Origin of the sequence: Streptosporangium sp. NPDC000095 (assembly GCF_042899335.1) — a bacterium.
GTDB lineage: Bacteria > Actinomycetota > Actinomycetes > Streptosporangiales > Streptosporangiaceae > Streptosporangium.
On record NZ_JBIAZS010000013.1, the window covers coordinates 261,660 to 284,883 of the forward strand.

At 69.1% G+C, this 23,224-nt stretch carries 20 protein-coding genes; 7 read left to right on the forward strand and 13 right to left on the reverse strand.

Going from position 1 to position 23,224, the window contains the following annotated elements:
• Positions 1-262: 262 nt before the first annotated feature.
• Positions 263-1,747 carry a DUF1996 domain-containing protein gene (locus ACFY3V_RS27590; protein WP_389777513.1) on the forward strand — a complete coding sequence of 495 codons (1,485 nt, stop codon included), beginning with the start codon at positions 263-265 and terminating at the stop codon, positions 1,745-1,747.
• A 142-nt stretch (positions 1,748-1,889) separates the two neighbouring features.
• Here ACFY3V_RS27590 and ACFY3V_RS27595 read toward each other — a convergent pair whose 3' ends face one another.
• Positions 1,890-2,648, reverse strand: a complete 759-nt coding sequence (locus ACFY3V_RS27595; RefSeq protein ID WP_389777516.1) for an SDR family NAD(P)-dependent oxidoreductase — start codon at positions 2,646-2,648, stop codon at positions 1,890-1,892.
• A gap of 242 nt (positions 2,649-2,890) precedes the next feature.
• Between ACFY3V_RS27595 and ACFY3V_RS27600 the strand changes: the two genes are divergently transcribed.
• Positions 2,891-4,069 carry an alpha/beta hydrolase family protein gene (locus tag ACFY3V_RS27600; protein ID WP_389777519.1) on the forward strand — a complete coding sequence of 393 codons (1,179 nt, stop codon included), beginning with the start codon at positions 2,891-2,893 and terminating at the stop codon, positions 4,067-4,069.
• A 47-nt stretch (positions 4,070-4,116) separates the two neighbouring features.
• On the opposite strand, the gene ACFY3V_RS27605 is transcribed toward ACFY3V_RS27600, so the two are convergent.
• The gene (locus ACFY3V_RS27605) at positions 4,117-5,139 is read right to left on the reverse strand and encodes a hypothetical protein (RefSeq protein ID WP_362899633.1); all 1,023 of its coding nucleotides are present in this window, start codon (positions 5,137-5,139) and stop codon (positions 4,117-4,119) included.
• 126 nt (positions 5,140-5,265) lie between these two features.
• On the opposite strand from ACFY3V_RS27605, the gene ACFY3V_RS27610 reads away from it, so the two are divergent.
• Entirely contained in the window at positions 5,266-5,790 is a 525-nt protein-coding gene (locus ACFY3V_RS27610) for a hypothetical protein (protein ID WP_362899635.1), read from the forward strand.
• A gap of 147 nt (positions 5,791-5,937) precedes the next feature.
• On the opposite strand, the gene ACFY3V_RS27615 is transcribed toward ACFY3V_RS27610, so the two are convergent.
• Together ACFY3V_RS27615 and ACFY3V_RS27620 are read right to left on the reverse strand one after the other, a co-directional pair.
• Positions 5,938-7,944 (reverse strand): cellulase family glycosylhydrolase, encoded by a 2,007-nt coding sequence (locus ACFY3V_RS27615; protein ID WP_389777524.1) that lies wholly within the window; start codon positions 7,942-7,944, stop codon positions 5,938-5,940.
• A 125-nt stretch (positions 7,945-8,069) separates the two neighbouring features.
• Positions 8,070-8,213, reverse strand: coding sequence for a hypothetical protein (locus tag ACFY3V_RS27620; protein WP_362899639.1), 144 nt, complete (start codon positions 8,211-8,213; stop codon positions 8,070-8,072).
• Between the two features lie 457 nt (positions 8,214-8,670).
• On the opposite strand from ACFY3V_RS27620, the gene ACFY3V_RS27625 reads away from it, so the two are divergent.
• A complete protein-coding gene (locus ACFY3V_RS27625) occupies positions 8,671-9,027 on the forward strand; it encodes a hypothetical protein (RefSeq protein ID WP_389777527.1) in 357 nt (118 codons plus the stop codon).
• A gap of 54 nt (positions 9,028-9,081) precedes the next feature.
• Positions 9,082-10,134, forward strand: a complete 1,053-nt coding sequence (locus ACFY3V_RS27630) for a LacI family DNA-binding transcriptional regulator (protein WP_389777530.1) — start codon at positions 9,082-9,084, stop codon at positions 10,132-10,134.
• 32 nt (positions 10,135-10,166) lie between these two features.
• Here ACFY3V_RS27630 and ACFY3V_RS27635 read toward each other — a convergent pair whose 3' ends face one another.
• Positions 10,167-10,328, reverse strand: a complete 162-nt coding sequence (locus tag ACFY3V_RS27635; protein ID WP_389777533.1) for a hypothetical protein — start codon at positions 10,326-10,328, stop codon at positions 10,167-10,169.
• A 236-nt stretch (positions 10,329-10,564) separates the two neighbouring features.
• Between ACFY3V_RS27635 and ACFY3V_RS27640 the strand changes: the two genes are divergently transcribed.
• On the forward strand, positions 10,565-12,019 hold the full coding sequence (locus tag ACFY3V_RS27640) for an arabinofuranosidase catalytic domain-containing protein (protein ID WP_389777536.1): 1,455 nt from the start codon (positions 10,565-10,567) through the stop codon (positions 12,017-12,019).
• Between the two features lie 152 nt (positions 12,020-12,171).
• Here ACFY3V_RS27640 and ACFY3V_RS27645 read toward each other — a convergent pair whose 3' ends face one another.
• Positions 12,172-13,119, reverse strand: a complete 948-nt coding sequence (locus tag ACFY3V_RS27645; protein ID WP_389777539.1) for a helix-turn-helix domain-containing protein — start codon at positions 13,117-13,119, stop codon at positions 12,172-12,174.
• A gap of 101 nt (positions 13,120-13,220) precedes the next feature.
• On the opposite strand from ACFY3V_RS27645, the gene ACFY3V_RS27650 reads away from it, so the two are divergent.
• A complete protein-coding gene (locus ACFY3V_RS27650; RefSeq protein WP_389777542.1) occupies positions 13,221-14,372 on the forward strand; it encodes a saccharopine dehydrogenase NADP-binding domain-containing protein in 1,152 nt (383 codons plus the stop codon).
• A 42-nt stretch (positions 14,373-14,414) separates the two neighbouring features.
• Here ACFY3V_RS27650 and ACFY3V_RS27655 read toward each other — a convergent pair whose 3' ends face one another.
• The 7 genes from ACFY3V_RS27655 to ACFY3V_RS27685 form a co-directional block, all read right to left on the reverse strand.
• Positions 14,415-15,479 carry a VWA domain-containing protein gene (locus ACFY3V_RS27655; protein ID WP_389777545.1) on the reverse strand — a complete coding sequence of 355 codons (1,065 nt, stop codon included), beginning with the start codon at positions 15,477-15,479 and terminating at the stop codon, positions 14,415-14,417.
• Positions 15,480-16,430: a VWA domain-containing protein gene (locus ACFY3V_RS27660; RefSeq protein WP_389777548.1), complete on the reverse strand. Its 951-nt coding sequence runs from the start codon at positions 16,428-16,430 to the stop codon at positions 15,480-15,482.
• A gap of 52 nt (positions 16,431-16,482) precedes the next feature.
• A complete protein-coding gene (locus ACFY3V_RS27665; protein WP_389777551.1) occupies positions 16,483-17,583 on the reverse strand; it encodes a DUF58 domain-containing protein in 1,101 nt (366 codons plus the stop codon).
• 6 nt (positions 17,584-17,589) lie between these two features.
• Positions 17,590-18,579, reverse strand: a complete 990-nt coding sequence (locus ACFY3V_RS27670; RefSeq protein ID WP_389777555.1) for an AAA family ATPase — start codon at positions 18,577-18,579, stop codon at positions 17,590-17,592.
• 79 nt (positions 18,580-18,658) lie between these two features.
• Positions 18,659-19,477, reverse strand: a complete 819-nt coding sequence (locus ACFY3V_RS27675; RefSeq protein ID WP_362904949.1) for a trypsin-like peptidase domain-containing protein — start codon at positions 19,475-19,477, stop codon at positions 18,659-18,661.
• Positions 19,478-19,640: 163 nt separating this feature from the next.
• The gene (locus ACFY3V_RS27680; protein ID WP_389777558.1) at positions 19,641-20,915 is read right to left on the reverse strand and encodes a glycosyltransferase; all 1,275 of its coding nucleotides are present in this window, start codon (positions 20,913-20,915) and stop codon (positions 19,641-19,643) included.
• The gene (locus ACFY3V_RS27685) at positions 20,912-23,149 is read right to left on the reverse strand and encodes a glycoside hydrolase domain-containing protein (RefSeq protein ID WP_389777604.1); all 2,238 of its coding nucleotides are present in this window, start codon (positions 23,147-23,149) and stop codon (positions 20,912-20,914) included. The genes ACFY3V_RS27680 and ACFY3V_RS27685 overlap by 4 nt, the downstream gene beginning before the upstream one ends.
• Positions 23,150-23,224 lie beyond the last annotated feature (75 nt).

Here is a 23,224-nt window from a genome sequence, read left to right on the forward strand (position 1 = left end):
GCCGTACTGCCAGACGAGCACCGCCGCGCCCATGGTGGCGCCGATACGAAACCTTCCTCGTGCCATTCGGGGCGGTCTGTGGCCGGAGGGAGTTCGACCCCCGCGAGTCCGGCCGGGCACGGAACGGGCAACAAAAGTTTCGGGCTTTCCCGAAGTTTTCGTTGTCCGCTCGTGGCCTGGGGGTCTCCTGTGTGGCGGCACATGCGAGCGCCGCCAGACGTCCCCTCCGAGATTCCCCAACAGGACAAGGACTTCATTCACTATGAGCACAACCGCCTCGCGCGGCATCCGAGCCGGACGCGGGTCCGTCGTACGCCAGGTCCGCCGCCTGTCGCTGGCCGGTGTTCTCGTCGGCCTCCTGGGCGCCTCCATGGTGAGCGTCACCTCTCCGGCCGCCGCGGCCGAGGTGCCCCTCTCGCAGGGCCGTACCGCCACCGCCTCCTCGGCGGAGCGCGGTGACCTGTCGGCCGCGGCCGCCGTCGACGGCAAGGCCGGCACCCGCTGGGGCAGCAAGTTCAGCGACCCACAGTGGCTCGCGGTCGACCTCGGCAGGTCCACCGCCATCAAGAAGATCGTCATCAACTGGGAGAACGCCTACGCGACGGCGTTCCAGATCCAGACCGCCGCCGGCGGTAACGGCCCCTGGAAGACGGTGCACAGCACCACGGCGGGCAAGGGCGGCGTCCAGACCATCAACCTGTCGGCCACCGGCAGGTTCGTGCGGCTGTACGCGACCAAGCGGTCCGGCCGGTACGGCGTCTCGCTGTGGGAGTTCCAGGTCTTCGGCACCGGCTCGGGCACCACGAACCCGACCCCGACTCCCACCTCGACCCCGAAGCCGACCGCCACCGCGACGCCCAAGCCGACGTCCAGCGCCACCCCGACCACCACCGCGCCCGCCGTCGGCTGGGTGCCGGTGAACCAGGCCGCGTGGAAGAAGGCCCTGGACGTCTACAACAAGGTCGCGCCCCAGGCGGTCCCCGCGGGAATCGTGAGGGTCCCCGAGTTCCACACCAACTGCACGGTGGCCAACGAGGCCAAGGACGACCCGATCGTGCTGCCCGGCCTCGTCGGCGCCTCCCACCTGCACACCTTCTTCGGCCCGAAGGTGTCGGCGAACACCACGACGGAGGACCTGCTCAAGAGCGCCACGACCTGTGACGCTCCTGGGGACAACAGCGCCTACTGGGCACCGACCCTGCTGAAGAACGGCAAGCCGGTCCCGATGAAGAACTTCCGCGTGTACTACGGCTCCCGGCTCAAGGACCCGTCGGAGGTCGTGCCGTTCCCGCCTGGCCTGCGCGTGGTGCAGGGCGACGCGAAGCGGCAGGTGGCGACGCCGAAGGGTGCCTCCGGCCAGTTCTGGTGCGCCGGCAGCGCGGAGACCGGCCGTAGCGCCGACGGCAACTGGCCCGTCTGCGCGAAGGGCGGCAACCTGATCTACCAGCTGACGTTCCAGGACTGCTGGGACGGCAAGCACATCGACTCGCCCGACCACAAGTCGCACATGGGGCCGGCCAAGAACGGCACGTGCTCCGGCGACTACCCGGTCGCGGTCCCCAATCTCTCGTTCATGCTCGGCTACGACTCCCTCGGCGGTGACGGCCTGGCGCTGTCGTCGGGCCTGCCGTCCTCGATCCACGGGGACTTCATGAACGCGTGGACGCCGGAGACGCTCGGCGCGCTCGTGAAGGTCTGCCTCAACGCGAAAGCCAAGTGCGGCACCACGCCGGGTTGGGGTCGCTGACCGATCCCCGCCGCCACCTCGTATGACATGCCGTGCCGGTGGCCCCGCGTCCCGCGGGGCCACCGGCACGCTCGCCTGGCGGTGATCCCGCGTTCCGTGATCGTGCGGTGGCCGCGGGCCACAGCTCGACGCGGCCCGGTCGTCAGAGGTTGTACCCGCCGGAGGTCTCGATGTCCTGTGCGGTGATCCAGCGGCTTTCCTCGCCGAGCAGCATCGCGATGGCCATGCCGACGTCGTCCGGCTCGCCGATCCGGCCGAGGGCGGTACGGGCGGCGATGCCGGGGATCAGCTCGGGGAAACGTGCGAACGCGTCGTCGCCGATGCGGGTGCGGGTGACGCCGGGCGAGACGGAGTTGACGCGGATGCCCCGCTTGCTGAACTCCTTGGCCATGTAGCGGGTGAGGACCACAAGACCGCCCTTCAGGCTCCCGTACGCCGAGTAGCCGGGCTCCAGGCCCAAGGATTGGGACGAACTGCTCGTGGTGTTGACGATCGCGCCGCCGTCGACCATCAGCGGCAGCAGCGTCTGGGTCAGGAAGTACGGTCCTTTGAGGAGTACGCGCGTGAGCCGGTCGAAAATCTCCTCGGTGGTGTCCTCGAACAGGGCCATGTGGCCGGCACCGGCGTTGTTGACCAGGAAGTCGAAGCTGTCTCGCTGCCAGGTGTCGCGCAGTGCCGCGACCACCGATTCGCGGAAGGCCGGGAACGTCTCGGAGCGGCCGACATCGAGGGGGAGCGCGACGGCCGTGCCGCCGTCCTTCTCGATCGTCGCGACCGTGTCCAAAGCTCCGGCTTCGTTGCCCTGATAGGTCAGGATGACGCCTGTCCCGCGCCGCGCGAGCTGGACGGCGGCGCTCTGCCCGATGCCCGAGCTGGCTCCGGTGATGATGGCGACGCGCATGATTGAACCATCCGTTTCGTTTCGTGGATTCGATAGCTGTAATAACAACAGCTCCACGTGCGCGGAGGTAGAAGAAAGCTCGCGACGCCTTGCACATTCCTACTGAATCTTCAGTTTGCTGGTCGTCGGCGACAAGGGCCCGAACAGTCACGGCCCCAACCCTGAAGATCAACCGTTCGGCCGAGGATGTTATGGACTCACGGTCGATGCCGGCGCCGATCCGGAACCGCAAGATCAACCCCATGGCACACGACAACCTCTGTCCAGCGCGAAGAAGCCCCGTGCTTCTGGCCGCCGTCGCGGGACTGCTCGCTCTCACGACCTCCATCGTCTGGGCGCCGGCCCCCGCCGCTGCCGCGGTACCCGGCACGCCGTATCTCCCGAAGCCGACCGGCCCTCACCGGGTCGGCACGACATCCCTGCACCTGACCGACACCTCCCGTCCCGACCCGTGGGTCCCCGCGGCCAAGGCCAGGGAGCTCATGGTCTCCCTGTGGTACCCGACGACAGCGCGTGCTGGACGGCGCGCGCCGTACGTCACCCCCAAGGAGTCGGAGCTGCTTTTGAAGGGCTCGGGGATAAAGGAGCTGGAGAACGTACCGTCAGAAGGGCTGAGCCGGACGCGCACGAACGCCTTCACCGACGCCGAACCGTCGGGACGCAGGGGCAGTCTGCCGCTCGTGGTGCTGTCGCCCGGCTTCACCTGGCCTCGCAGTTCGCTCACGGGTCTGGCCGAGGACCTGGCGAGCAGAGGGTATGTGGTGGCCGGCATTGACCACACCTACGAGAACTTCGCCACCACCTTCCCTGGCGGGCGGGTCGCCACCTGCGCCGCCTGCGAGAACGTCAACGACGATGACTTCGGCCAAAAGGTGATCCGGGGCCGGACGATCGACATTCCCTTCGTACTCGACCAGTTGACCGGTCCGCGGCCCAGGTGGAAGGGCGGCGCCCTGATCAATCCGGCTCGGATCGCGATGGTGGGCCAGTCCATCGGAGGGGCCGCCGCCCCGGAGACCATGCTGAAGGATTCCCGGGTGCGCGCCGGGATCAACATGGACGGCAGCATGTTCCTCCCGATCCCCAAGAGCGGACTGGCGCGACCGTTCATGTTGATGGGCGCCCCCTCGGACGACAGCACCTGGAAACGTGACTGGGAGCACCTGACCGGCTGGAAACGCTGGCTGGTGGTGAAGGGGGCGCTGCACCCGTCCTTCACCGACTACGACATGCTGCTCCAGCAGCTCGGCGTGGACCTCGGCGGCGGCCTGAAGGGAACCCGCTCGATGGACATCACCCGCAGATACGTCGCCGCCTTCCTCGACCTGCACTTGCGCGGCAGGCCGCAATCCCTGCTGGGCAAGCCCTCCCCGCGCTACCCCGAGGTCCAATTCTGCGTGCCGTCGGCCAGGAAATGCTGATGTGAACGCCTGCGCTCCAGTTCAAGGGAGCCCACGGGTTCACCCGTTCAGAACGTGATGAATCCGTACAGCGCGAGATGGTTCGACTTCGTGCTGCCCACCGTGTGGCCGATGCTCGACGGTCGCACGGTGCCCTTGACGAACAGGTAGTCGATCTTCCTGGAGCCGGAGGTCGCCTTCGTGCCGTAACCGGTCATGCCGAAGCCGCCGAGCGTCGTCGGGGCGATGCCCGTGCGGTTGGCGTCGATCCCGATCACGCGGATCGTCGACGCGTTCATCAGGCTCGTGGCGTCCGCGCCGATATGGATGCCGGATTTCGCGATGCCCGCGGAGCCGGCGCCCGCGCAGGCGTTCGCCCCGTTCTCTTCCGGGAGGTGCATGGTCGCGGCGAACACCGGTGTTCCCGTCGCCTTGACGGTGAACTTCGCGGCGATGGCGCTCGTGCGCTTCCACTTGTGCTCGTTGGCGCTGCTCGCGTCGTTGCTCGGCGGTTTGTACAGCGTGCAGCCGGCCCCGTCGCGGTAGGACGTTCCCGGCTTCAGCCAGCCCGCGCTCCAGTATTTCGAGATGTCGCCCGACGCGAGGCTCAACGTTCTGGTGTTGTAGAGGATCCCGTTGGTCTGCTTCTTCTTCAGGTCGCCGAGCGATTGCTGACTGCACTTGTGCGTGCCGCCCCACTCCTCGGGGTCGTCCCAGGCCACGATCGCCCTGTAGGTGCCCGCCGGATAGCCGAATTTGGCCGAGAGCTGATCGGCGTACGCGGTGGCCTGCCCGGTGCCGCGCACCTGCTGCACGATCAGGAGGTCGGGTGCTTGCACGCCCGAGGTGCCGGTTCGGCCGTTGTCGTCGACCAGCATCGAGGTGAGGTGGTCCGGACCCGAGACCCGGGTGCACGAGCCGTCGGCGTTGTTCCTGACCAGGTTCTCGATGTTGTTGTTGTAGACCCGTAGGACGCGATCCGCCGAGGTCGTGGGCGCTTCGTGCGCCCGCGCGGCCGAGGGGGCGGCCGTGGTGAGTGCGACGGCCGCCGTCAGCGCTGCCGCGCCAATAGATCGATGATCGAATGGCATTGCCGCAGACTACCGATTCTCCCGGGGCGGACAAGGTGAACGCGACAGATAACGGACGATGGTCTCGTCCCGTGTGAACTCCTCCCAGAACGATCTCTCAAGGTGTCGCGACGGTACGGTGTGCCGATGGGGGACATTTACGAACTCGTGCTGTCGGTGAACATTCGCGCTGACGTGGCCGACGACGAGCTCGCCGAGCTGCGGTGGCACGTGGGGCAGGGGCCGCGGCCCGAGCGCCTGCCGATCGGCTCTGACCGATACGTGGAGACCTATCCGCTCGGTGATCCCGACGACCCCGACTGCGAGTGGGAGGACGCGGAGGTGGAGCCGGTGTTCGCGCGGCGCGGCGCCGCCTGGCGGGTAGGAGGCGCGCTCGTCGCCGATCTGGTCGCGCGAGAGCGGCCTGACGGCTGGGCGCTGACGGTACGCCAAGAACTCCACCCCGACGACTTCTACCGGCTCCGGACACTGCTGGACTGGCTCGGCGGGTGCTCGGTCGGCGCACCTGTCGACGGTGTCGAATCCTTCGTCGGCTACCTGCGTTTTCACGAGAGCACCGAGATCGCGCCACTCGTTCTCGTGGACGGGCGGATTCGCGTGCCGGAGGACGTCGAATCGCATACCCCGCACTGGGAGGACGCCACGCTGTGACCGGTCCCGTACCGCAGGTCGGCCGCGATGACGGATCAGGTCTCGATGCTCTGGGAGAGTGAATTCGAACAGGTACCGGTACCGGTGGAAATCTCAGGTCGAAAACAGGTACCGATACCTGTTCCATCCGCTGTCAGGGAGCCACTGTCAGGTGGTGGCGCCGGTCACGGTGCTTCCGGACTTGGTGATGTAGTACGTGAGCTGCTTTCCACTCCAGAAGTGGAAGGTCAGGGTGATCCGGCCGTCGTTGACCTCGGCGAAGAACTCGGGCTTCAAGATGATGCTGTTCGCGTTGTAGTCGGGCTGGAAGTTCTGCCAGAACTCCTTGTAGGTGGTCCAGTTGGCCGGTCCGGCGGGGCTGCCGTCGGCGTACTTGGCCTCCATCGTGGCGAGCTGGTCTCCGCGGAACTGGGTGGGAATGGTGAACGAGCTGGTCGTGCCACTCGCGGCGGACTGGGTCGGTGTGTCGGAGCTGATGATGCTGATCGACCATGGCGTGCCCTGGGAGAACCGGGCCTCGATGGTGGAGTTCACGCCGTAGGCGCGGTTTCCGGCCAGCCTGGTGAGGGCTGAGGCGGTGAGGGTGAGGGTGTTGCCGGAGACGGTGTAGTCGGCGCCCTGGGCGAGGTTGGTGCCGCCCTGCCGCAGGCCCTGGAAGGTGGTGCCGTTGGGGTTGAGCGTGAGCGTCCGGCTGGTGATCGTGCCGGTCCGTGGCAGGTACACCTGATCGGAGGATGCCGTCCCCGAGCGTGTGGTCCAGCTCGCCTTGAACATCTCGTAGACGCCCTGGTCGCGCCACTTCAGTTCGTTGCGGTTCAGGAACTGGCCCGCGTCCCAGACCATGGTGGTGAGGTTCCGGATCCGGGCGTGATATCCGACCGCCTCCAGATACTTCAGGAACTCGCCCCGCTCGATGATGCCGGGCCTGGTGTGATCCCAGCTGAGGAGTGCCCACTCTCCGATGATCACGGGGATTCCGCGGGAGACGAACGTGGTCCGTACCCGGTCGAAGGTACCGACGAGGTCCTGTTCGACATTGCTGTCATATCGGGTGCCGCCCGCGATGTTGACGCTGAACGGCCACCAGCCGTAGAAGTGGACCGTCGCGGCCAGGTTGGGATCACGCAGTGCGGTGATGGTGGTGTTCAACGCGTCCAGCCGAGCCTGCTCGCCGCTGGTGTGCAGGGTGGGCAGCACGAGAAGCCGGGTGGCGTTGCCCCCGCCCGACTGCCGCACGAGGTGAACGAACTCCGTGTTGAAGGTGTTCGTCACCTGGTCACCCTGATCGTCTCCGGACGTGCCCGCGAACTGCGGCTCGTTGATGCTCTCGAACACCAGCTTCGGCGAGTGGTTGCGGAAGGTGCCGGAGATCTGCCGCCACAGGGCCTTGTACCGGTTCATCACGGTTGTGGAGTCGGCCGGGTAGCCGTTGATCCACTGCCATGAGTCGTGGTGGAGATTGATCATCACGTAGAAGTCCTCGGCCAGCGACCAGTCGACGATCTGGCGGACGCGGTTCAGCCAGGCGGTGTCGATGGTGTAGTCCGGTGCGGGGCCGTGGTGGTTGCTCCAGGTGATCGGCAGCCGGATGCTCTTGTACCCCTGGGACCGTACGTGCCGGAGCAGGGTCTGGGTCGTCAGCGGATTGCCCCAGGCGGTCTCGTCGGGAATCGCGTCGAGGGTGTTGCCCAGGTTCCACCCGGGTTGCATCGCGGCCACGGTGGCCATCGCGTCCCCCGGCTGCGGGGTCGGCGAGGGGGAAGGCGTCGGCGAAGGGGTCGAGGAAGGGGTCGGGCTGGGAGACGGGCCGACGTTTCCCGAGCACGTGACGCCGTTGAGGGTGAACGTGGCGGGCGCGGTGTTGCTGCCGGACCATGAACCGTTGAAGCCGAAGGAGACCGAGGCGTTGGTCGCCACGGTCCCGTTGTAGCTCATGTTCGCGGCGGTTGTCTGCGCCCCGGACGAGGTGACCGTCGCGTTCCACGCCTGGGTGACCTGCTGTCCCGATGGGAACGTCCAGGCGAGCCGCCAGGTGTTGACCGGGTCGCCGAGGTTGGTGACGTTCACGTTGGCGGTGAACCCGCCTTGCCATTGGGACGAGACCGTGTACTCCACGCGGCATCCGGTGGCGGCCTGGGCGTTGAAAGCCGTCATCGTGCTGACTGTCAATAACGCGATCAGGGTGGCGAGGGCGGCGCCGATCCGTGAGCGGGCTCTTCGTAACCTGTGCGGTTTCACGGTTGTCCTCCTTCGGGCGCGTCGACCTTTGACGGCGCCGATCAGCACTCCTTGATGAAGTGGTGTTGGACGAACGGGTAGGCGGCGATCGGCGCGACGGTGAGGACGCCGACAGCCGTCTCGCTCGCCTCGGTGGGCGGTGTGGCGGTGTCGGCGGAAGTGCCGGAGTCGAGGGCGGCCACCATGCGCGCTCCATCCGGTTGCTGAGAAAGTTTCTGTCATATTGACCGGAAACATTAAATAAGGGAGTGGAGTGGTGCTGTCCATCCCCTGACGACATGCTCGATGAAAGGCTCGGATCGGACATGGCGGACCCTGCCTGGATGAGGAAGGCAAAGAGGCAGGCCAAGAGCCACGTATGCTCCGTCGCGAGGGTCGCCCACGGCGACGAGAGGGCTAGAGATGAAGAAAGTTTCTGGCTACGGTTCCTGAATGTTTCAGGCCGACGATCATTCGATGAGGAGCGGGAGCGGAAATACGAAATCCTGTGGCGGAGCTCTGGACCAACGGCACGTTCGTCAACTCGGTGATCTCCGGTACGCACCCGGATCCGAGCATCCGCAGGGTCGGCGACGACTGCTTCCTGGCCTGTTCCAGCCTCGAGTACTTCCCCGGGGGGCCGATCCTCCACGCCGGGATCTGGTGCACTGGGCACAGGTCGGCTCGCTTCGCACCGTCGCGGCCATCCGTCACACAGCCCCTGGGCCGGTCCGGCTTCGAATCGACATCCTCGCCCCCCGGCCCGAGGAGCGGCATCCCGTGAAAGAACCCGATAGGCTCCGTTTCGGTATCGAAGACGCGGACGGTGGGGTCGACGTGCTGGCCGAACTCGACGGCAGATACCCGTCGACGGAGGTCGCAGGCGGTTTCACCGGGCGTGTGACAGGTCTCTACGCCGCGGCGGACACCGTCCGGTGCGACTGGTTCGACGACGAGTCGCTCGACGAGGACGCACGGCGCCGTTCAAGCGAAACCCGACGGGTTGTCCTCGCGCCGTGAACAGGCCCGCGACGGCTCACCGGGCGAGAACGAAACGCGAAGAAGGGGGCCACGTTGTCGTACGTCGAGGCGGGCGGCCCGGTCTCCGACGGAGAGCACCCCGCAGGCGACCCCACGCGTCCCGTGACCATTTCCTACATCGCGGAGACCGCCGGAGTGTCCGTTCCGACGGTCTCCAAGGTCATCAATGGTCGTGCCGGCGTTTCCGCCGACACCCGTGCCCGAGTAGAGGCGCTGATCAGCGAGTACGGCTATCGAAAGACCAACCGTAAGAACATGATGGAGCTCGTCTTCGGCGAGCTCCAGGACATGTGGGGTCTGGAGATCATCCGAGGAGTCGAGCGGGTGGCCCGTGAGCACCGAGTGGGTGTCGTGCTGACGGAGTTCGGCCCTCGCCAGGATTCCACGGAACACCCGATCGACGAGACCCTGGCCCGCCGTCCGGCATGCGTCGTGACGGTGGCCCAGCTGTCGGAGGAACAGCGGAACCAGTTGCGGGCCAAGGACATTCCGTTCGTGGTCTTCGACCCCACCACCGAACTACCGGACGGCGTCCCTTTCGTCGGAGCGACCAACTGGGCCGGCGGACGGTCGGCCACCCGGCATCTCATCGAGCTTGGCCACAGGCGCATCGCGATGATCGCAGGCCCGGACCGCATCCTGTGCTGCCGCGCCAGGCTCGACGGCTACCGCTCCGCCCTGGAGACGGCGGGTCTGTCGATGGACGACAGCCTCGTCGTGCGTACCGAACTCACGAGAGAGGACGGCCGTGAGGCCGCGATCAGGTTGTTGGGAGGCCGGGAGCGGCCGACGGCGATCTTCGCCTGCAACGACCTTCAGGCACTCGGGGTCTACCAGGCTGCTCGCGAGCTGGAACTGCGGATTCCCGGAGACCTGAGCGTGGTCGGCTTCGACGATCTGCCGGTCGCCGCGTTCGTCGACCCTCCGCTGACCACCGTCCACCAGCCACTGACCGAGATGGCCGTTACGGCCACCGAGCTGGCGCTCGCTCTTGGCCGCGGTGAGGAAACGCAGCAGGTCGGCCTCGAACTGGCGACCACGCTGACGATCCGGGAGAGCACCGCCCCGCCGCACCAAGGTGACTGACCGCCGGGAGAGGAGATCGGGAGCCTGTTCGCTCAGGTGCGCTTTCGGAACGCGATGAATCCGTACAACGCGAGATGCCCCGGCTTCGTGCCGCCCACCGTGTGGCCGATGCTCGACGGTCGCACGATGCCCTTGACGAACAGATGGCTCACCGTCTGGCGGGTGCCACGGATGAAAGTTTCACGATGGCTCATCGTGACGGTGAGGGTGTGTCACGGCAGAGATCCAGGTAATGCGTCGACGGCGGTCGGATGTCCGAGAAATTCAGCCCACCCTATTGACGCGAGGGCATCCGTTGAATGTACTCCGCAGTATCTTCAGTCGCGAATCGCTGTCAGACGAGCCATTTATGTTAGCGCTAACATCACGACCTGGCCTGTCGTCCCGGCGCTGTCCGATCGCGATTTCTTCATCGAGAGAAGAAGGCATGATGCTTTTCGGGACCCTGAGAAGGTCGCTCGCGATCGGTGCGAGCGTGCTGATCGCCATGACGTGGCCGGTCGGCGTCGCTACGGCCAAGGCAGCGGCGGCGCAGTCATGCGACATCTACGCCGCGGGCGGCACGCCGTGTGTGGCGGCGCACAGCACGACCCGGGCGCTGTACGGCGCGTACAACGGCCCGTTGTACCAGGTCAGGCGCGCCTCGGACAACACCACCCGCGACATCGGCGTGCTGAGCGCAGGCGGAGTCGTCAACGCCGCCACCCAGGACTCGTTCTGCGCCAACACGACCTGCGTCATCACGATCATCTACGACCAGTCGGGCCGCAACAACCGTCTCACCCAGGCGCCACCCGGCTACTGGCCTGGCCCGGGACCCGGCGGATGGGACAACCTCGCCGACGCGAAGGCGGCCCCGATCACCATCGGCGGCCAGAAGGCGTACGGCGTCCGCGTGGAGCCCGGCACCGGCTACCGCAACAACAACACCAACGGCGTCGCGACCGGTGACCAGCCCGAGGGCATCTACGCCGTCGTCGACGGCACGCACTACAACCAGTGGTGCTGCTTCGACTACGGCAACGCGCAGACGGACGGTCAGGCCGACGCCCGCGGCATCATGGAGACCGTCTACTTCGGCGCCAACAAACAGTGGGGCTACGGGGCCGGAGCCGGTCCCTGGATCATGGCCGACATGGAGTGGGGACTCTTCTCCGGGGTGAACGCGGGCTACAACAACCTCCCGTCGATCAACCACCGCTTCGTCACGGCCATCGTCAAGGGCGAGCCGAACCACTGGGCGATCCGGGGTGGGAACGCGCAGTCGGGCGGTCTGACGACCTACTTCGACGGACCGCGCCCCCAGGGCTATCACCCGATGAAGAAGGAGGGCGCCATCCTGCTCGGTATCGGCGGCGACAACAGCGTCTCCGCCCGCGGCACCTTCTTCGAGGGCGTGTTGACCTCCGGTTATCCGACGGCCGCCACCGAGGACGCCGTACAGGCCAACATCGCCGCCGCCGGCTACGCGCCTGCGGGCGGCGGCAACCCGCAGCAGAACGTCCAGATCGTCGGCGGCCAGTCGGGTCGCTGCGTCGAGGTGCCGAACTCCAGCACCGCCAACGGCACCCAGACGCAGATCTGGGACTGTGGCAGCGGCACCAACCAGCGCTGGACCTACACCTCGGGCAAGCAGTTGCAGGTGTACGGCAACAAGTGTCTGGACGCCTACGGGCAGGGCACCGCCAACGGCACCCAGGTGATCATCTGGGACTGCAACGGCCAGGCCAACCAGCAGTGGAACGTCAACGCCAACGGCACCGTCACCGGCGTGCAGTCCGGCCTGTGTCTCGACGCGAACGCCGCCGCCACAGCGAACGGCACGAAGATCATCCTTTGGTCCTGCAACGGCCAGGCCAACCAGCGATGGACCCTGCGCAGCTGACGCCGACCAGCCGGTTCGGCGCATGAGAGCGATCGGGTGAAGCGCCTCGGGCGGAGGTCCGAACACCTGGGAGGGCTACGGCTCCCCGGGACGGGCCTTCGCCCGCTGTCGTGAATACGCGGCCGGGACGGTTTCGAGGTCGGTGAGTGGTCTCACGGTCGGAACGTGCGGCGGTAGGCGTCCGGCGGTACGCCGATCGTGCGGTGGAAGTGGCGGCGCAGGGTCGTCGCCGTGCCCATGCCCGCGGCCGAGGCGATGGTCTCGACGCTGTCGTCCGTGCTCTCCAGCAGCTCCTGCGCGCGGCGGATCCGCTGTGTCAACAGCCACTGCAGCGGGGTGGTGCCGACCACCGAGCGGAAGTGGCGGGCCAGGTGGCGCGAGCTCATGTTCGCCTGACGGGCCAGGTCCTCAACGGTGAGAGGCTGGTCCAGTCGCCGCATCACCCAGGTGAGCAGCTCGGCCAGGGGGTGGCCGTCCTGGGCGGGCACCGGTGTGGTGACGAACTGGGCCTGGCCGCCGGCCCGGTGGGGCGGTACGACCAGGCGGCGGGCGACCACGTTGGCGATCGCGGAGCCGTGGTCGCGGCGTACCAGGTGCAGGCACAGGTCCATCGCCGCGGCCTTGCCCGCGGATGTGAGCACGCTGCCGTTGTCGACGTAGAGCACATCCGGGTCGACCTCCACCCGGGGGTAGCGCGCGGCCAGTTCCTCGGTGTGAGCCCAGTGCGTGGTCGCGCGCAGCCCGTCCAGCAGGCCGGCGGCGGCGAGCACGAACGCGCCCGTGCACAGGGAGACCACCCGCGCGCCCGACGCGTGGGCCGTGCGCACCGCCTCGACCAGGTCGGCCGGCGGGTCCTCGTCGACGTCCGCCAGGGCGGGGACGATCACGGTGTCGGCGTGCGCCAGCCGGTCGAGACCGCAGTCCGGCTCCAGCAGGAACCGGCCGACCCGGACGGCGTGCGTGCCGCACACCTGGACGTCGTACCAGGGGCCGGGCAGAGCGGCGGGGGCGGAGCCGAAGACCTCGTAGGCGAGGGCCAGTTCGAAGTGGAGCATCCCGTCGGTGGCGGCGACCGCGACGGAGCGCGGGACAGAACTCATGTCGGGAATTGTACGGGTCATGTCATTCCAGACACTGGCCTCGATGGGGCGACGAGGACAGGATTTCGGCGGTGGATCACTTCGAGTACGGGGGAGCAGGCATGGAAATGGGTCGGAACGTGGCGGTGTTCGGCGCCTACGGGCACACCGGGCGGTTCGTGGTCGCGGAGTTGCGCGAGCGCGGGTACGTCCCGCTGCTGCTCGGCCGTGATCAGGACAAGCTGACGGTGCTGGCGGAGGCCCACCCCGGAGTTGAGACGCGGCGGGCGTCGGTCGACGATCCGGCCTCGCTCGACCGCGCGCTGAAAGGCGCGGTCGCCGTGATCAACTGCGCCGGGCCCTTCGCCACGACCGCCGCCCCGCTCATCGAGGCGGCATTGCGCGCCGGCATTCCGTATGTCGACGTGGCCGCCGAGATCGAGGCGAACGTCGACACGTTCGCGCGCTTCGCGGAGCGCGCCCGCGCCGCGGGCACCCTGGTGGTCCCGGCGATGGCCTTCTTCGGCGGGCTCGGCGATCTCCTGGTCACCACCGCGATGGGCGACTGGACGGCGGCGGACGAGGCGCACATCGCCTACGGCCTGAGCAGCTGGCACCCCACCGGCGGAACGCTCGCCTCGGGCGTGGTCTCGGGGCAGCGGCGAGGTGGTCGCCGTGTTCGCTTCACCGGTGGACGGCTGGAGTATCACGACGACGCCCTGCCGACCCTGGAGTGGCCCTTCCCTGCTCCGCTCGGCTCCCAGAGCGTGATCGGAGAGTTCACCATGGCCGACGTCGTCACCGTTCCCAGCCACCTGGCGGTCCCGGAGGTGCGCACCTACATGACCGCCAAGGCGGCCTCGGACCTGTCCGCTCCCGACGCCCCGGCTCCGACCGCCGTCGACGAGCGTGGCCGTTCCGCGCAGACCTTCGTCGTCGACGTCCTCGTCCGCTCCGGCGGCACGGAACGCCGGGTGACCGCCGCCGGTCAGGACATCTACGCCATCAGTGCGCCGCTCGCGGTGGAGGCCGTCGACCGTATCCTCAGCGGCCGGACCAGGGATGTCGGCAGCGCCGGGACCAGCGGAGGTACCGGAGGCGTCGGCGGCGCTGAGAGTTCCGGCGATGCCAAGGGCAGAGGGAGCACCGGCGGCACCGGGAGCGCTGGGAGTGCGGGCGTCGCCTCCGCGGGCGCGGTCTTCGATGCCCCGGACTTCCTCCGCGCCCTGTCCCCGCATCTCTCGCTGTACGCCCCGCTCGACGGTCGTCGCTGAGGTTTCGCGCGGCTGCGGCCACGGGTGCGGGTGCGGGTGCGGTCAGCGGGTCGGAGGCCGGGGGCGGTTCCACCAGAGGGAGAGGGCGAGGGCCGCGGCGACGAGGAGGCCGCCGCCGGTGGCGAAGGCGGCGGCGGTGTCGACCTGTTGGCGGATGACGGTGAAGGTGCCGGGGAGGGCGTCGAGGGCGCTTTGGAGCTGGTCGGCGTTCTCGGCGCGGTGGTAGGAGCCGCCGGTGGTCTGGGCCATCTGTTTGAGGGCGGGCTCGTCGATGGTGCGGGGGTTGCGGCCCCTGTCGAATCCGCCACGGCCGCCTCCCCAGCCGCCACCGCCCCAGCCGCCGAAGCCGCGGCCGTCGAACTGCGAGTTCTCGCAGACCATCGGGGCCGGGTCCGTGGTGCCGAAGCCGATGGTGAAGACGCGGACGCGGCGCAGGGCCGCCTCCTGGGCGGCGACCTGCGGGTCGACGCCCTGGATGTTGGCGCCGTCGGTGAGTACGACGATCGCGGCACCGGCGTAGCCCGACCCGCTGTCGCCGGGGTCCGCCCCGGTGGGGGCGACCGACGGGTCGACCTCCGCGATCGCGTCGATCGAGGTGAGCACGGCCTGCCCGATCGCGGTGCCACGGGACACGGTGAGATCGTCCAGCGCCTCGATCAGCGAGTCGGTGTCGTCGGTGGGTGGGACGAGCAGGCCCGCGGTGCCAGCGAAGGTGACCAGGCCGATGCGCGGCCCGCCCCGCTGTGACTCGATGAACTCGGCGGCGGCCTTCCTCGCGGCGGTGATGCGGTTGGGGTCGACGTCCGTCGAGCACATGGAGCCGGAGGTGTCGAGCGCGAGCAGGATCGTCGCCGAGGTCTGCGGCACCGGGACCGACGCCTGCGGTCGCGCGGCCCCGACCGCGAGCAGCGCGAGCCCGACCGCGAACAGCGCCGTGGGGATCTTCCGCGTCCAGAGCGTACGGCCGGGCAGGGCGCCGCGTACGAGCGCGATGGAGGTGACGCGCACGGCGGCCCGCCGACGGCGGCGGCGCGCCCACTCGCGGACGGCGAAGATCAGCGGGATGACGAGGAAGGAGAGCAGCGCCCACGGCCACGAGAACGACATTCAGATCACCCGTCCGGTTCGGAGTACGGTGAGCGTCGCGCCCGCGGTGAGCATGGCGAGGGCGAGCCCGATCAGCCCGCCGGCGAGGGGCAGGGGTTCGTCGGAGACGGTGACCCGCAGGTCGATCGTGTCGGCGATCCCGTCGAGTCGCGCGGTGTCGGAGGCCGGGTGGTAGGCGCCCCCGGTTGTCTGCGCGATCAGGGTGAGGGTGTCCTCCTCAAGCGAGGTCTGCAGATGGTAGCCGTCGACCTTCACCGTCGCCCCGGCCGTGGTGCCGACCCCGACGGTGTGGATGTGGACGCCCGCCCGCTGGGCCACCGCGGCGGCCTGTTCGACGTCCCCGCCCCCGTTCTGGCCGTCGGAGAACATCACGATCGTCGCGGACGGCCAGTAGCCGATGTCGGGCGCGGGGCCGTCGCGGCCGACGGTCACCTGTTTGCCGGTGATCGCCGACAGGGAGGCCGTGATGGCCGTTCCCAGCGAGGTGCCACCGACGACCTTCAGCCGGTCGATGGCCTTGAGCGCGACGGAGTGGTCGGCGTCGGGCCGCGCGGTGGTGAGCGCACCGCGTTCGAACGCGACGACTCCGATGTCGACGCTGTCGGGTTGCGCCGCCACGAACGCGCGGGCCGCCCGTTGCGCGGCCGCGAGCCGGGTGGGCGCGACGTCGTCGGCCCCCATGCTGTTGGAGACGTCGACGGCGAGGATGACGGTGCCCGCGGTCCGCGGGACCGGCACCATCGCCGCGGGTCCGGCCGCGGCGACCGCGAGTATCCCGACGCCGGCGATCACCAGGCCGACGCCGAGGTACGCCTGGCGGCCGCCGGGCACCGCGACCCCGGCGGCGGTGAGGGCGGCCGTTCTGCGGCGTGCCGAGACGACGGCCGCCCAGGCGAGCGCCGCGGTGAGGAGCAGTCCGACGGCGAGCAGCGGCGGGAAGGACAGCGTCACGAGGCCTCCTTCGCCGGTCTCGGGCGTCCGTTGACGGACTCTCGGTTCCCGGTCATGGCGACCGGTCCTTGGTCCGGGCGACGACCTCGACGAGCGCCTCGCCGAGGTCGCGGTCGGTGTCGATGCGGTGGACGGGCACCCCCGCCCGGCGCATGCCCGCCTTGAGCCGGGCGTCGCGGGCGTCGACGGCGGCGCGGAGGCGGACCCGTAGCAGCGGGTCGGCGGAGTCGACGACGAGTTGCTCACCGGTCTCGGCGTCCTCGACCACGATCAGCCCGGCCTCGGGCAGTACGTCGTCGGCCGTGTCGACGATCCGCAGGGCGACCACCTCGTGCCGCCGGGCCAGGCGTTGGAGTGAACGCTCCCAGTCGCCGTCGCCGATGAAGTCGGACAGGACGACGATGAGCGCGCGGCGGCGCGCGAGTCGTCCGGCCGCGTCGAGCATCTCGGCCAGGTCGGTGGTGGTGCCGGAGTGGGTCGTGGAAGCGCGTTTCGGCTCGGCGTCGGCGCGTACCTTGAAGGCGCGTTTCAGCGTGGCGCCGACGCCGAGCCTGGGAGGACGTTCCGGTTCCGCGTCGATGCCGTTCTTGGGAGGACGTTCCGGTCCGGTGCCGCCGTGCGTCGTGGAGGTGCGTTCCGATTTCGCGCCGTCGCGCACTCCGGAGGTGCGTTTCGGTCCTGCGCCGTCGCGCACTCCGGAGGTGCGTTCCAGTTCGGCGCCGATCCGCAGCGCGTGCCGCCGGGAGGTGCCGGGTGGCACGACGCGCGGCTTCCCGGTGTCGAAGAGCAGGGCGCCGACGCGGTTGCCGCCCCGGCCGAACAGCCGGGCGAGGACGAGCGCGAGTTCGGCGAGTACGTCGTGCTTGCCGCGTCCCGGTCGGCCGGCCGTCATCGACGCCGACCGGTCGAGGACGAGCCACACCGTCAGTTCGCGGTCTTCGGTGAACACTCGCAGGTGCGGCTCGTCCAGCCGTGCGGTCACGTTCCAGTCGATGTGCCGGGCGTCGTCGCCTTCGCTGTAGGCGCGCAACCCGGTGAAGTCGATTCCCGAGCCGCGGTGCGCGGTGCGGTGGGCGCCCTGGAGCCGGCCGTCGAGCCTGCGGACGACCTTCCACTCCAGGCGGAGCAGGAGTTTCTCGGGGGCGGTGGCCATGGCGGGTCAGCGGTTCTGCAGGACGACGTCGGGCGCACGGACGGCCCCGAGCACCGCGGTGATGATCGCGTCGGTGTCGACGTCGTCCGCGAGGGCCTCGTAGGACAGCACGAGGCGGTGGCGCAGCACGTCGAGCGCGATCTCGGACAGGTCGTGCGGCAGGACGTAGTCGCGGCCGCGCAGGAACGCCAGAGCCCGGGCGCCCGTGACGAGCGCGATGGACGCCCGCGGGCTCGCGCCGTGGGTGACGTACCGTTCCAGCTCGCCGAGCCCGGCCATCCCCGGGGAACGGGTCACGGAGACGAGCCGTACCGCGTAGTCGACGATCGCCAGATCGACGTACACCTGCTGGGCGCGGGCCCGCATCGCGATCAGGTCCTCGGCCGTCACCGTCGGCTGCGGCGGCTCGGGCGGGCGCAGCGCTCGTTCGACGATCGCCCGCTCCTCGACCTGGGTCGGATAGTCGACGACCACCTTCATCATGAAACGGTCGACCTGCGCCTCGGGCAGCGGGTAGGTGCCCTCCGACTCGATCGGGTTCTCCGTCGCCATGACCAGGAACGGCTCGGGCACCCGGAACGTCTCGCGGCCGATCGTCACCTGGTGCTCCTGCATCACCTCCAGCAGGGCGCTCTGCACCTTGGCGGGGGCACGGTTGATCTCGTCGGCGAGCAGCAGGTTCGCGAACACCGGGCCGAGTTCGGTTTTGAACTCCCCGGAGTGCTGGTGGTAGACCCGCGTGCCCACGAGGTCGGCCGGTACCAGGTCGGGGGTGAACTGGACGCGCTGGAAACTGCCGGCGATCGCGGCGGCCATCGACCTCACCGCGAGCGTCTTGGCGAGGCCGGGTACGCCTTCGACGAGCAGGTGGCCACCGGCGATCAACGCGACGGCCATGCGTTCCAGCAGAACGTCCTGCCCGACGATCGTGCGTTTGACCTCGAACAGCACCTGTTCGAGCGGGTGGGCCGACTCGGAGAACCTGGTCGAGGTCATCGTGTTCCTTCCGGCGTGGAGGCCCCTGCCTTGAGGTGTGGGGAGGACGCGAATGGTGTTCCTTCTCGTGGCGTCGCGGTCAGATCTGGGGTCCGTCACCTGGCGGCCCGTCGCCTTCGCCGCCGCCCAGGGCCGTACCGATCGGCACCGCGAACGCGATGCCGGCGAACGCCTCGTCGTTTCCCGGGTCGGCGATCGAGACGACGACCCCGATGACCAGGCCGCGGGCGTCGAGGAGGGGGCCGCCGGAGCTGCCGGGGTTCACGGAGGCGTCGAACTGGATGAGCCCGTCCGGGCCGCCGTCCTTGGCGGTCCGGTTCAGGCCCGATACGACGCCGGTGGAGACGCTGTAGGTGAGGCCCAGCGGATTGCCGATCGCCACGACGGGCGCGCCCACGGCCGCGGTGCCGCCGAGCGTCGCCGGGACGACGATCTCGGGCAGCTTCTCGGGTTTGAGGGTGGCGACGTCGAGCTTGGGGTTCGACGACGCGACGACGGCCTTCGTCCTGGTGCCGTCGGCGAACGTCACGGTGACCTTTCCGGCGTCTTCGCCGGAGCCGCCTTTTCCTGAGGCGCCTTTGACGACGTGGTGCGCCGTCAGGATCGTGCCGTCCTCGGCGGCGATCACCCCGGTGCCGAGCGACTTATCGGCCTGGATGACCACCACCGACGGCCCGACCCTCTTGAAGACGTCGTTCACCGTGAGCGTCGCGCTGGGCGTCGGTGTCGCGCTCGGCCCGGACGCGGCCTCCTCGCCGTTCCCGCCGCCGCTTCCCAGCCAGTACGCGAGCAGCGCGACGACGACGAGCGCGCCACCTCCGACGACGAACCGCCCGGTCCTTCCGGCCACGGCTTTTCGAGCCCCGGCCGCGTCGGTCTCCTGCGGCATGGGCTCCATCTACCCATACTCATTAATCTCAGTCGAAAGTGCTACAAACTCTGCCTGGGAACTCCATGGGAACCGGGCCGGACGGAGGGCCGGCAGATCCTGTTGAAGACACCACGGTCGGCCGGACGGCGAGCCAGACCTCACCGGGAGGCGTTCACCTCCATCCTCACGGTCAGAGGGCGCCGACGGTGAGAGCTTTCTGGGGGAACAGGTTGTCGAACACCGCGGCCCGGTCGAACGTCATCGCGCGGGTGCGGGCGCGCTGTTCCAGCTCCTGGCGCTCGGCGGCGGACATCTCCAGGACCACCCGGTCCACGGCCGCGGCGAGGCCGCCGATGTCCCTGGGCTCGACGATGACGGCGGTGTCGCCGACCGCCTCCAGGGTCCCGCCCGTCCTGGTCGTGACGATCGGTCCGCCTCCGGCCAGCATCTTCTCGGCGAGGGCGATGCCGAACGTCTCGACGAAGTCGGGCTCGGGCTTGGTGGGCAGGACGTAGGCCGCGCAGCCGCGCATGAGCAGTGGCTTCTCGTTGTCGTCCACATCGGTGAGGATCGTCACCCGGTCGTCATCCTTGGCCAGCGCCCGGATCTCCTCCAGCGCGGGCCCGGTGCCGGCGACGACCAGCTTCATCCGCGACCGACAGCGCATCCGGCCGTAGGCGGCCATCAGGTCGTGGATGCCCTTCGCCTGGGTCACCCGGGACAGGAACAGGATGTATCCGTCGCGCTCCAGACCGCGTTTCGCGAGCGCGGCGTCCACGTCGGCCGGATCCTGGTCGAGGAAGGCGGCGGAGTCGATCGGCGGATAACTGACGGTCACGCGACGCCGGCACTGCTCGGCGAACGTGGTGCCGCAGTGCGCGTCCACCTGCTCGGCCGAGGCGACGATCTCCTCCCGGGTGTACTCGGAGACCGCGACGACCTCGTCGTTGGCGAGGAACGTGGTGAACAGCACGGTCGCCGCGCCGAACCGGCCCTCCCGCAGGCACGACCGGATCACGTTGGTCACGTCGGAGCCGACCGCCTTCGCGACGGTGTGCACGTCGGGCGCGAACCCGGCGGCGCGCGCGGAGGTGACCGCGTCCATGACCACCGAGGTGTGCGGCACGAGATACATGGACAGGCAGGTCGTGGGCACCGGTTCGGCGAGCAGTTCGACGAGACGTCCGGTGAGTCCCGCCTGGTGGCGCCCGTCGGGCACCCGGTAGTCGCCGACCGCCTCGGGACGCTCCACGGTGATCCCGGCGCTGTACGGCAGCAGCCGGTCGAGCGGCTTGAGCGGCAGCCCGGCCGCCTGCAGCGCGGGGATCGGCCAGGTCAGCAGGCGTACGTCGTCGAACCCGCGGGTCAGCGCCACCTCGGCGAGGTTACGGGCCTCGCCGGAATGGCCGCAGATGACCGGGTCGGCCCTGACAACGATGACGAGACGGCGGCGGGGGTTGGTCATCGTGCTTCCTTCGTTCTGGCGGGCGGATCTGAAAGAGACGGGGGGCGGACCTCCCGCCCCCACCCGGACGGTTCCGGGCCCAGCCGCAGGTGCAACACGCCGCCCCGATGCACGGTGGCGGCGCTCAGATGCGTCGCGTTCATGGGTTCGCCGTTGAGGGTCGCCGACTGGACGTACTGCGCCGGCGGGTCACGGTCGACGCCGTCGACACCGATCGGCGTCTCGCGGTGCCCACTGGTCTCGATGACGAACTCGTTGCCGCCGGCCTTGAGCACGGCCCCGGAGAACGCGGGCGCGTTGATCAGGAACAGGTTCTGGCCGGCGATCGGGAACAGTCCCAGCGACGCCCAGACGTACCAGGAACTCAGGCCGCCGGAGTCGTCGTTGCCGGGCAGCCCGCCGGAGCCGGTGCCGAACTGCCAGGTCAGCGCCGCCTGGACCACCTCGGCCGTACGGTCGGGCCGTCCCGCGTAGTGATACGCCCACGGCGCTTCCATGTCGGGCTCGTTGTTCAGCCCCTCGAACCGGTTCAGGGCGTATCCGGCCGCCATCTCCGCAGCCTGGGGGCGCAGCCCCGGCTGTGTCACCGGTGCGGCGTCGAAGCCGAAGAACCTGTCCAGCATGCCGATGAAGGCCCGGTCGCCGCCCGCCAGGGCGATCCTCGCGGCCATGTCGTGCAGCAGCCGGAACGAGTAGTTCCACTTGCCGCCCTCGTAGAACTCCGAGTCGCGCAGCAGTCCCGTACTCGGGTCGAAGGCGTTCACCCACCGGCGGCTGCGGTCGTCGAGGTCGTCGGCGAGGCGCCGGTCGTTCATCGCCCGGGCGACCTGCGCCGTGCAGTGGTGGCCGTAGGCGAGGTCGAGGGTGTGGGTGATCGGGTGCACCACCCCGTGCTCGAAGAACTCCTCGCCGTACAGGCGACGCAGGTCGTCGACCATGTGCACGAGCGCCCAGTTCCAGTCCAGGCCCGCCCGGCCGAGAGCGTGGGCGTCGGCCAGCGCGGTGTGCGCGAGCGCGCTCGCCTGGCGGTAGAACCGGTCGGCGCCGCGAGCCATCCGGTAGCCGATGGGGAAGTTGCCCTCCTCCTCACAGACCCGGATCAGCGACTCCAGCAGATGCGCGGCCCGGTCGGGGACGATGGCCGCGAGCAGCGGCAACTGCGTCTTGTAGATGTCCCACATGGTGCACACGTCGAACGCGAACGGTCCGGAGGTCGGCCAGAACGGGCTCTCGTCGTCGGCGAAGCACGGCTTGATCAGCGAGTGGTAGAGCGCCGTCGCGAACACGGTGCGGCGGGCCGGCGTGCCGCCCTCGACCTGGACGCGGTCGAGATGGTCGCCCCAGCGGACCCTGGTCTTGGACCGCACCACGTCGAACGCCGGCCGGGTCCCGCACTCGCGCTCCAGGTTCTCCCGCGCCTGGTCGCACCCGCGCAGCGAGAACCCGAGCCGCACCTCGATCGTCTGCCCGGGCTCGGTGGGACCCATGAAGAGCATGCCGAAGGGACGCAACGTGGTGTGCCGGATGCTGTCGAAGTCCAGGCGGGTGCCGCCGTCGATGAGCCGCCGGTCGTACCAGAGCATCTGCCGCCAGCCGGGAGCGTCGACGTCCAGGTACACCGAGAGCGGGACGCCCTCCATCGCCACCGTGCCCTGGGCCCGGCCGTGGCCCATGCTCTCCACCTGCGCCCGCAACGGCACGGTGCGGCCGTGCTCGATGGCGAGGCCGCCGCAGGACAGGTCGACCACCACGCGGGCACTGCTGTGCCCGGGGAACGTGTATCGGTGCACGGCGACCTTGGTGCCCACGGTGAGCTCGCAGCGGATCCCGGTGTCGAGGGTGGCCGCGTAGTAGCCCGCCTCCGCCACCTCGTCGTGCAGCGGCCAGGCCTCGCCCAGCGCGTCCAGTGGCTGCACCATCGGGGTGACCCGGACGTAGTTGTAGTACTTGCGGATCGCGCCGGTGCCCGACTGCTGGAAGTGGGTGAACCCGGACGCCTGCAGCCGCTCGAACATCTCCTCGGGGACGCCCTCGGTGTTCTTGGTGTATCTGCCGTAGCCCGTCGGGTACGCGCCGGAGTAGGCGCAGGCCGACACCATGCCCAGCGGTGACGTGGCGCCCGGATGGGTGTTGCCCACCTGCGGTTTCGGCCACCACCAAGTAGCGGCCAGACCGTGTGCCCGAGGCAGGTCGGTGGCCGCTGTGCCGATGAAGGGATCAACATTGTCGAGGATGGCGGGACTCTACCCAGACGCGATACCGCCGTAGGTTTCGGTGAGGTGAAATCCTGTGTCCGGAGTCACAAAAGA